The organism is Pyramidobacter sp. CG50-2 (assembly GCF_003612005.1).
Taxonomy (GTDB): Bacteria; Synergistota; Synergistia; order Synergistales; family Dethiosulfovibrionaceae; genus Pyramidobacter.
Genome location: NZ_RAWT01000075.1, coordinates 1 through 8,174, shown reverse-complemented (window position 1 = coordinate 8,174; position 8,174 = coordinate 1). Strand labels below are relative to the sequence as shown.

14 protein-coding genes and 1 tRNA gene are annotated in these 8,174 nt (G+C 55.1%); 3 read left to right on the top strand and 12 right to left on the bottom strand.

Translation table 11 applies throughout. The annotated features are described in order from the left end of the window. A partial coding sequence (locus D7D26_RS12190; protein WP_147413080.1) for a hypothetical protein occupies positions 1 to 321 on the bottom strand: 321 nt, incomplete at its 3' end. A 318-nt stretch (positions 322 to 639) separates the two neighbouring features. On the opposite strand from D7D26_RS12190, the gene D7D26_RS11470 reads away from it, so the two are divergent. The 3 genes from D7D26_RS11470 (at position 640) to D7D26_RS11460 (ending at position 1,960) form a co-directional block, all read left to right on the top strand. Next, positions 640 to 903 carry a helix-turn-helix domain-containing protein gene (locus D7D26_RS11470; RefSeq protein WP_120373134.1) on the top strand — a complete coding sequence of 88 codons (264 nt, stop codon included), beginning with the start codon at positions 640 to 642 and terminating at the stop codon, positions 901 to 903. Beyond that, positions 896 to 1,621, top strand: a complete 726-nt coding sequence (locus tag D7D26_RS11465) for a Fic family protein (protein WP_120373133.1) — start codon at positions 896 to 898, stop codon at positions 1,619 to 1,621. The genes D7D26_RS11470 and D7D26_RS11465 overlap by 8 nt, the downstream gene beginning before the upstream one ends. A 75-nt stretch (positions 1,622 to 1,696) precedes the next feature. After that, positions 1,697 to 1,960: a type II toxin-antitoxin system RelB/DinJ family antitoxin gene (locus D7D26_RS11460; protein WP_120373135.1), complete on the top strand. Its 264-nt coding sequence runs from the start codon at positions 1,697 to 1,699 to the stop codon at positions 1,958 to 1,960. Positions 1,961 to 2,072: 112 nt separating this feature from the next. Here the strand turns inward: D7D26_RS11460 and D7D26_RS11455 are convergent, their stop codons facing one another. The 11 genes from D7D26_RS11455 to D7D26_RS11405 form a co-directional block, all read right to left on the bottom strand. Next, positions 2,073 to 2,375: a hypothetical protein gene (locus tag D7D26_RS11455; RefSeq protein WP_120373132.1), complete on the bottom strand. Its 303-nt coding sequence runs from the start codon at positions 2,373 to 2,375 to the stop codon at positions 2,073 to 2,075. Next, positions 2,365 to 2,802: a helix-turn-helix domain-containing protein gene (locus D7D26_RS11450; protein WP_120373131.1), complete on the bottom strand. Its 438-nt coding sequence runs from the start codon at positions 2,800 to 2,802 to the stop codon at positions 2,365 to 2,367. The genes D7D26_RS11455 and D7D26_RS11450 overlap by 11 nt, the downstream gene beginning before the upstream one ends. Positions 2,803 to 2,839: 37 nt before the next feature. Next, the gene (locus D7D26_RS11445; RefSeq protein WP_147413079.1) at positions 2,840 to 3,163 is read right to left on the bottom strand and encodes a hypothetical protein; all 324 of its coding nucleotides are present in this window, start codon (positions 3,161 to 3,163) and stop codon (positions 2,840 to 2,842) included. Next, positions 3,153 to 3,542, bottom strand: coding sequence for a hypothetical protein (locus tag D7D26_RS11440; RefSeq protein WP_120373129.1), 390 nt, complete (start codon positions 3,540 to 3,542; stop codon positions 3,153 to 3,155). Before D7D26_RS11440 ends, D7D26_RS11445 begins: the two co-directional genes overlap by 11 nt. Further along, positions 3,535 to 4,461, bottom strand: coding sequence for a helix-turn-helix domain-containing protein (locus D7D26_RS11435; protein WP_120373128.1), 927 nt, complete (start codon positions 4,459 to 4,461; stop codon positions 3,535 to 3,537). The genes D7D26_RS11440 and D7D26_RS11435 overlap by 8 nt, the downstream gene beginning before the upstream one ends. A gap of 4 nt (positions 4,462 to 4,465) precedes the next feature. Further along, on the bottom strand, positions 4,466 to 5,944 hold the full coding sequence (locus D7D26_RS11430; protein WP_120373127.1) for an AAA family ATPase: 1,479 nt from the start codon (positions 5,942 to 5,944) through the stop codon (positions 4,466 to 4,468). Next, positions 5,937 to 6,371 carry a helix-turn-helix domain-containing protein gene (locus tag D7D26_RS11425; protein ID WP_120373126.1) on the bottom strand — a complete coding sequence of 145 codons (435 nt, stop codon included), beginning with the start codon at positions 6,369 to 6,371 and terminating at the stop codon, positions 5,937 to 5,939. Before D7D26_RS11425 ends, D7D26_RS11430 begins: the two co-directional genes overlap by 8 nt. Beyond that, entirely contained in the window at positions 6,368 to 7,030 is a 663-nt protein-coding gene (locus D7D26_RS11420) for a hypothetical protein (protein ID WP_120373125.1), read from the bottom strand. The genes D7D26_RS11425 and D7D26_RS11420 overlap by 4 nt, the downstream gene beginning before the upstream one ends. Before the next feature lie 59 nt (positions 7,031 to 7,089). Next, positions 7,090 to 7,308: a helix-turn-helix domain-containing protein gene (locus tag D7D26_RS11415; protein WP_120373124.1), complete on the bottom strand. Its 219-nt coding sequence runs from the start codon at positions 7,306 to 7,308 to the stop codon at positions 7,090 to 7,092. Positions 7,309 to 7,626: 318 nt separating this feature from the next. Beyond that, positions 7,627 to 7,716: transfer RNA gene (locus tag D7D26_RS11410), tRNA-Ser, on the bottom strand. Positions 7,717 to 7,904: 188 nt separating this feature from the next. Beyond that, positions 7,905 to 8,174 (bottom strand): transposase (locus tag D7D26_RS11405; protein ID WP_147413033.1); only part of this gene is annotated, 270 nt, incomplete at its 5' end.

Genomic DNA, 8,174 nt, shown 5'->3' with positions numbered 1-8,174 from the left:
AATGCAAGCTTCTTTTAATTCAGATTTAATGCAACGGGGTACCGGATGTTGCGTTGCATTTACCTTGAAGAATTTCAGCGAGTACAAAAGCTTCAGCGCCGCTTCATCTATCTCTTTATCTTCTGGCGTCTTGTCATATCGTAATCTCCTTGCGTACCTGTCAGTGTCAGTCGGGATATTTTCTTCACCTAATTCCAACGGCGGGCGGCGAGGATGCCGATACACCACATCAATGGCCAAAGTGCAATAAGAATTATCGGGAAATGTCATTTTCACGCCTAGTTCTGAACACTCTTCCAATTTCACGCCATGAATCATCATGAGAACATTCTCCTTTCACACTTTCCCCGAAAAGAAAGCCGCCGTGTTACAATACAAGCGGCCTTCTTCTCAGGCCCTCGCCCTTGCTACTGTCTGCACGCGCCAACGTTCGAGACAGTTCCAAGGGCCTTTTTGATGCGCCGTGCTGAATCGACGTGCTTCAATCCATCACCTCTCTTGTATATCATCTACATGTTTCAGTAGATATTCTACCATGACAAATACAAATGTCAATAGATAAGCTACCTAATAGAAAAACACTTCTTTCTATTTAGGTAGAATCATGATAAAATACGTAGCCAGAAAGGATGTGAAATAATGCCGTTTAACTATAAACCGCTTTTGAAGCTGCTTATTGACAGAGACATGACAAGAGAGGAACTCAGGAAAACTGTAAAAGCAGGGCCGACTAGCTTTGCCCGTATCGGCAAAAATGAAAACGTTTCCATGGACTTGCTCGACCGCATCTGTTCCGCCCTTCGCGCGCCGATCCAGAACGTGATCGAGCACGAGCCTGCGGCCAGCGCTGAAGCCGACGAACCGGAAGCCGGCCGCGAAGGGAAGGAGCAGGCTCATGATTAGCTATTCCCGCCTCGCGGAGCTGAAGAGCAGGCTCGACGCCTGCCGGCCATTGACGCCCGGAGAGCTGGAACGCCTTCGGGAACAGTTCACGATCGAGTACACCTACAACTCCAACGCCATCGAGGGCAACACGCTCACGCTCAGAGAAACGGCGCTTGTGCTGGAAGGGATCACCATCGGCGAGAAGCCGCTGAAAGACCACCTGGAAGCCATCGGCCACCGCGACGCCTTCGCCTGCGTCGAGCGGCTCGTCTCGGAAAAAGAACCGTTGACGGAGTGGCGCATCCGGGAAATCCATTCCCTCGTACTCATGGACAGGCCGGAAGACAAGGGCCGGTATCGGCAAGTGCCCGTCGTCATCGCCGGGGCTTTCCACACGCCGACGGAGCCGCTGCTGATCCATGAGGAAATGGCCGCTCTGCTGAGAGACTTCGCCGCCACGGACAAGAACGAGGTCGAGGCGGCGGCATTGTTCCATCTCCGCTTCGAGGGCATCCATCCCTTCATCGACGGCAACGGGCGCACGGGGCGGCTGCTGCTGAACTTCATGCTCATGCAGGCGGGCTTCCCGCCCGTCAACGTGAAATACAGCGATCGCCGCCGTTATTACGCTGCCTTTGATTCCTACTACAGAGACGGCGATTCCGCGCCGATGACCGGTCTGGTTAAGGAGTGCCTCGAGGCTCGTTTGCTGGAGTATTTGAAGGTACTGGATTGACCGCGAAGGGAAAGAGCAGACGGCTTCTTGACGTGTAATTCATCTTGCACTACAATATTTTCAGAGGTGATGAAGATGAACGCGGAGAATACAACCGTCGTCAACGTCCGCATGCCGCAGCAGATCAAGCACGACGCTCAGCAGATCCTTTCCGAACTTGGCCTCAGCACCAGCGACGCCGTGCGGCTGTTCTTTCGCCAGATCGTCGATGAAGGCGGTCTTCCCTTCCAGCCGCGCCTCAGCGCCGAAACGCTTCAGGCCATGGCCGACGCGGAAGCCGGAAGACTCGAAGAAGTGACACTCGACCAGCTGAAGGCCGAACTTGATGCGATCCATTAAATGAACCGTTTTCCAAAAAACAAAAAGTCCATTCAGTTGAATATCGTAAATTTCATGAACTAATTTGTCAGGGCAAGCCGCCTCTCGATCTGAGAAGCGGCTTTGTTATTTCCTAACAGCGCCCTTGAATGCGCTCCCACGCAGCCAGCATCGCGCCGTGGACTATGGCCATGTCGTCGTCGGTCGGGGCGCGGTTGACCCTCCGGATGAACTCCCGCCCTTGCAGCGGGCCGAGGGAAGGAACCTGATCGTCAGGCTCCAGAACGGCAATCTTGTCGGCCGGGGAACGCGCCTGGTACAGCGCGGCCCTCGATCCGTCCGCGAAGGTGAGCTCGGCTATGGCCATGTACTCAAATTTCGCCGTCAGCCCATTCTCTTCCATCAACCGCTGAAAATCTGTTCTCTCACTCTGCATTGCTATCAGCACTCCCGTCTCTTACACCCTTGAGGAAGACGATGAACGGATCGTCCTCGCTCCCGATCTTGCTTGTGCCGCTCGTATCGCGATACAGCTTGTCCCGCTTCTCGATCCTCCACGCCGCGGCCTTCCAGTCGCGTTCTCCGGCCAGACCGATCACCTCCATGTCGTTCCGCGTCACCTCCGCGAAAGCGATATTCACCTCCTTCACGAAGTCGTGGAACTTGCCGCGTTTTTCCTCTTTGCCGCGCCTCAGCCAGTTGTAAAAGGTCTGCCGCGTAATCCCTGCGACTGCCGCGGCGGTTTCTATGTACACGCCGCAGCGGATCGCGTCGATGATCTTGTCCTTCACCTCTTTCGTCAGCTTTTGCGGCATACCTGCTTTAGGACGCGCCAGCTTAACGCCCTTCGGCTTGCTTCCCATGGTTAAAACCTCCTAAGTACGTAAACTTTCATTCATTTTATCCACACTTCCGCACAACGAGCCTTCCGCGAGGGAAAGAACACTCAGGCGGCACTTCCCGGATCAGCCGCATGGCATCCGCTCGATCGTTCGCCACACCCCGCAGCACCTCCGTTTCGCGGCCTCTCTCGTCTCTGTATACGACGGCAAACTCGGAAATGCCCGTTTCTACAGCCTGCCAGCTTCTTACGTTAAAGACGCCGGGATCATGATCGAAGGCCCAGCGGTACGATACAAGATCCTGCGCCGCCGCAGCTTTGTCCAGTGCGTCAAGGCGGTCTTGTGCCGCGCCGTGCCAGATGACCGTCTCTCTATCTCTCACTGCGAAATAGCTCACCCTGAACGCCTCCGTTCTCATTCTCTACGCCCTTGCGGCGCTGTATCGTCCTGACGACCATATCCACCAGTTCAGGCTTCTTCATCTGCGCCCAGTCGGCGTAGAAGCAGAGCCACGAGCGGGAAGCGTAGCCGTTCTGCTTGTCGTACTCGCTCTGCATGGCTGAGGGCCGGCAATGCCGCCCGCGCGTCCAGTTTCCGCCCTGGATCTCCAAAGCGACGCGCACGCGGGGCCATGCGACGTCACTTCTCCAGAGCCGGTCAGGCCGGGCGAAGTGGTACTCAAAGAAGTACTCCTCGCCCGTCCGGCGGCTAATCTCTTCCGCAACGATCAGCTTGAGGGCGTCGCGCTGCTGATCAGTCATCCGTCTCACCCTCCAGCCATAAGTCAGGCGGTGAAATCGTTACACGATCCCTGCCAAAGTCCGCCCGCTCTCCGAACTGGTTCAGCAGCGCCTGGCGAACAACCTCGGGCGAGCATCCCGCCCTTTCCGCAAGGGAAGAAATGGGGGCTGAAAATTTTTGCAGGATAAATCCCGTTTTTTCGTACTCACCTAAATAATGCTGTGACGCTGTTACGCCTGTTACGCTGTTACGCTTTTCGCCTAAACCATTGGTATCACTGCTTCGGATCGGCGTAACAACAGGCGTAACAGAAGCGTAACAATCCCGTTCTTGTCCCACCGTAACACCCGTAACACCCGTAACAGGCGTAACAGGCGTAACAGGCGTAACAGAAAAGAGAGAGAGATTATTATTATTTATAGGGGGGTCTTCTTTTTCTTCGTGGCACGGGGTTGCTTCTTCTGCGAGGTAATAACTGCCGTTGCTGAACCGCTGGAGCTGGCCCGCATCTTTAAGGCGCTTAACGTACACCCGGACGCTTTGCGGAGAAATTTCCGCCGCTTCCGCGATCTGCTTGGGCGACATCGGCGCGCCGCTTTCTTCCAGAGCGTCGAAGATGGCCCTCGCCGTGCCGGTTTCCTTCTCGCGGCGCTCCTTGTAGAGCTCCTCCGGCGTGGAGAGACGCCAGCCCGCAGGCTTCGTCCAACGGATGGGAATATCGTCGGTACAGTCCATGTCTCGTCCCGTCCGCTCGATCACCGCTGTTTCGCTCTGTCCTTCGCGCTTCAGGGCGAGGATCGCATCCGCGGCACTCGGCAAGCCCATGGAACCGGACAGCCCTTCCAGCATCTCGCCTTTTGCCGCGCCGCCTTTTTTCAGGTGGTGGACGAGAAGGATCGGCGTATCCGTCATGTCGGCCAGCGCTTTCAGCGGCCCCACAGCCTTATAGTCGGCTTCGTAGGCGTTCAGGCCTTTCCTTGTTCCAGACGTCGATAACTACGAGCGAAGGGCTATTTTCAACGACCCATTCCAGCAGTTGCTCAAGCCCTCCGGCGTCGAGGCGTGGGAAGGTCGTTGTGAAGCTCATGACAGAGGGAACGCCACCCATAGGGTAGAGCAGCTGGAGCCGCTCTTTTAAACGTGCCTGAGTGTCTTCCAGAGCCGCATAGAGTACAGCCCCCTGCGTCGTCTTCATGCCAAAAAAGGGCTTTCCAGCCGCGACCGCCGCGCCCATTTGCAGAACGAGCCAGCTCTTGCCCTTCTTGGCAATCGAGGCGAGCACTGTCAGCCCCGAAGGGACAAGCCCCTCGACCGCCCACTTCTTGGCTTCGAATCTTGTGGCCATGAGCGCAGACGCGCTGATAAACTCCGGCTTGCTCCGCGTCGCTTCCGAAGACTGCATCTTGCACAGCATCCGCGACAGCTTCAGACGCTTCTCAAACTCCGTGCGGGCGGCCTCGAAGCCCTTGGCGAGAACAACGTCGTTCCAGTCGGTATTGTTCTCTCCTTTGGGAATAGCCTTCAGGGCGTCGGGAATCGCGGGGCGCAGGACGTCATTTTCGTGCCCCCGTCCGCGCTTTTTCGCTTCGCCCAGCCGCACGGTATTGTAGGCGTCTTCTCCGGTTTCGCCCGCGTCGGTGGCGATGACGATCTCCCTGCCCGGGAACCGCGAAGAAAAAGCCGCCGCCACGACTGGCACGTTGCCCGCCCCGAAGCAGCAGATCGCGCGCGCGGAGTCGCCGACAAAGCGCTTTACGGTTGCCGCAGTGGCCATGCCCTCGCAGAAGACGATCGGAGCGTCTTTTTTGGAGCATGTTCCCGCTTCCCAGTACCCGGCCTCTTTAACGCCAAGGTCACGCTTACCCCACTTGCCATCAGCCTTGAAGCAGTCGATCAGTTCCACGCCGACGAGCTGATCCGTCTTCGCGTCCCTCACGGGAACGACCAGCTGCCCGCGGCGGGGAATCTTCTGGTACGGCTTCGGTACAGCGGGGCCGCTAAAGGAAAGCACCCGCAGATCAAGGCCCGCTGCATCGAGCTGCTTGGCCTTCAGATATTCATGAGTCGATACTCCTTCTTCAACGCTCATATCCCACACGGTACGGGCCGCCTCAACCCTTGCCTTGTTCTCGGCCTCTGCCTTGGCGTCCTGTTCTTTCCTCGAGGAAGAAGTTCCACCGCCCGCGTATTCCGGCGCGGGAACGCCCAGACGGGCGGCAAGCTCCGTCAGATTTCCGTTTTCGCCCATTGCGAAATCGTTCCAGCACCCTTTTTCTAAGTTGACTGAGAAGGAAGGGTTATGGTCTTCCCGCAGCGGCGAGCACATGACCAGCTCGTCGCTGCCGCTTCGCGTCAGTTTCTCGACTTGAGGCTCGACGTGTTCCTCGAACCAGGCAGCGTTTATGTCCCTCTGACTAGTCATCGCTCGCCGCCTCCTTCCCCACGCCGATCAGGACATATTTCCCTTCAATGGCCAGCACTGGCCAGCCATCGGCGCGCAGATACTCCACGAGACGCGCCAGCTCATCAGGCGATACGCCCGGAACAGCTTCGACGGCATCCCCGCGAAGGAGAGATTGAAGCACGGCCCGCTTTTTCTTAATGTCTTCCGGCGTCTGCTCCAAAGAGTAGCGCGCCAGCCCGGATACGCCACCGACATCAACAGTTTCGGTTTTGATGGGGAAGCCGAAATCGTTCCGCAGCTCGCTGATGCGTGCCGCCAGCCGCCGCACTCCGTAAAGCGCCTGCGCTTCGTCCTGCGTCAGCGTCCTGCCGCTTTTCAGATGGCGCAGCACAAGCGCCCGCTGCGTTCTCGCCGCCGTCCTGTTGATGCTTTCCTGAGCGCTCATGCCGCCACCTCCTGCCGGATAAAAAGCACGAAAAATACCGACCACTGCGCGCACCGCATAATCGCGGGCCGCAACGCTCGGTTCCTTATTACCATTATTCCATTTTTCAGATTTTTTACTACACTATGATGATCTGCCTCCGATCCGTCCCCGTCTCCATCTCCATCGCCCGAACCGCCGTCGTCATCGTCGCCGGAGTCGGAGTTGGCATGGGAAGACGCAGCCACGAAGGAAGAACGAGAGCGCCCCTGTTTAGGCCTCCCCCTCCGGCCTCGATGTCTTACGCTATAGCAAGCCTTTTTTCTCCTGGCGACACGTAAAATATCTTTGCAGCTTGCGCGCCAAAAACTTTCTTTTCGACGCTCTTCCTGTGCATAACAGGAAATGGCATCGAATACCTTATCATATACAACATCCCATCCAGGGCACTGGTCTTTCACATACTCTAGCTCTTCGTCGTCCAGACGTGACTCCGCTTCTTCACAGAGACTGTAAATGATATCCTCAGCAGCGCTGGAACAGATTTTTTCTATCAACACTTTCCGCTGGCGATTAGAAATCTCCATATCAAAACTGACATAGCTATTGCCTTTGAGATCAAAACTCAAATTCACAGAATAACTCGCCTTTGTGTTATAATAAAAGTACAAAGTGTTCATCTCCTCCAGTCTTACGACCGTTCCCGGAATCTCACCCGGTGAGCGGTCTTTTTTTATCCTCACGCCAGCATACGCGGCGCGCCCCGGTCGTCGGCAATCATGTCGCGCGGCACGCCGATGCACGCAGATACGCCTAACAACTCATCACTGGTCAAGTAGCGACTCCTATCCCCCCTCTCAAAATTCCTGTACCGTGCCGCGTCAATGCCCGTCTGCTCTGAGACCGCCTTCACCGAAATATCACGCCGCATACGTTCGAACTTTGCCACTGTCAACATTTTTCACTCACCTCTCTTTCGTACTTTTATACCATATATAGAGCAATTGCGCAAGAGTTTTCCACTAAATAAGGCACTCCATAAACCTCCCTTTTTGTGGTAACATGAGTAATCATACGGATCAAGGAGGTGAGTAATGGATAGTCAGAAAAATATAATTTTTATTAAATGTAGAGACTCAAGGCGCAACACAGGAATGTTTACAACTTGAAATGCACGTTCGGCTTCCCAGCAGCAACTGATTCATACAAAAAAGCGCCGGAACGCAGTCCATGAACAACATACATGGAAACGTTCCGACGCTTTGAAATCACTGCATGGCGGAGGGAAGAGGATTTGAACCCCCGAGGGGCGTGAACCCCTGGCTGATTTCGAGTCAGCTGCCTTCGACCACTCGGCCATCCCTCCGCAGACGAAGGGTATTATAGCACAACCCGAAGAGCTTGCCTAGTTGTTTCTGCCGTCGGAGAGCCGACCGAATTTCGTTGAAATTCTTCAAGGTAAATGCAACGCAACATCCGGTACCCCGTTGCATTAAATCTGAATTAAAAGAAGCTTGCATTTAGGGCTTGTTAAAAAAAACATTTCAGCTTGTATTATTTCAATAAAATAACACTGGCAGCAACAAGAACAAAAGCGAAAAACGAAGCGTCAAGTTTGTCATAGCGGGTGAAAATTCTACGGAACCATTTGATTTTCTGAAAGAAACATTCAACCAAGTGTCGTTCCTTGTAAACATGCTCATCTATAAACCACGGTTCGGGATTATCGCTCTTCGGCGGGATAGTGTAACTTCCCTCCCGAGAAGTAATGTACTCTCTGATGGCTTGCGAACCGTAAGCCTTATCGCCGATGACGTTGCTCCC

Bases quoted from the DNA above. Each gene is read 5' to 3' on its own strand.
- D7D26_RS11415 (WP_120373124.1), bottom strand. From the start codon at position 7,308: ATGTTGACAGTGGCAAAGTTCGAACGTATGCGGCGTGATATTTCGGTG.
- D7D26_RS11450 (WP_120373131.1), bottom strand. From the start codon at position 2,802: ATGGGAAGCAAGCCGAAGGGCGTTAAGCTGGCGCGTCCTAAAGCAGGT.
- D7D26_RS11420 (WP_120373125.1), bottom strand. From the start codon at position 7,030: ATGAACACTTTGTACTTTTATTATAACACAAAGGCGAGTTATTCTGTG.
- D7D26_RS11460 (WP_120373135.1), top strand. From the start codon at position 1,697: ATGAACGCGGAGAATACAACCGTCGTCAACGTCCGCATGCCGCAGCAG.
- D7D26_RS11440 (WP_120373129.1), bottom strand. From the start codon at position 3,542: ATGACTGATCAGCAGCGCGACGCCCTCAAGCTGATCGTTGCGGAAGAG.
- D7D26_RS11465 (WP_120373133.1), top strand. From the start codon at position 896: ATGATTAGCTATTCCCGCCTCGCGGAGCTGAAGAGCAGGCTCGACGCC.
- D7D26_RS11425 (WP_120373126.1), bottom strand. From the start codon at position 6,371: ATGAGCGCTCAGGAAAGCATCAACAGGACGGCGGCGAGAACGCAGCGG.
- D7D26_RS11455 (WP_120373132.1), bottom strand. From the start codon at position 2,375: ATGCAGAGTGAGAGAACAGATTTTCAGCGGTTGATGGAAGAGAATGGG.
- D7D26_RS11430 (WP_120373127.1), bottom strand. From the start codon at position 5,944: ATGACTAGTCAGAGGGACATAAACGCTGCCTGGTTCGAGGAACACGTC.
- D7D26_RS11470 (WP_120373134.1), top strand. From the start codon at position 640: ATGCCGTTTAACTATAAACCGCTTTTGAAGCTGCTTATTGACAGAGAC.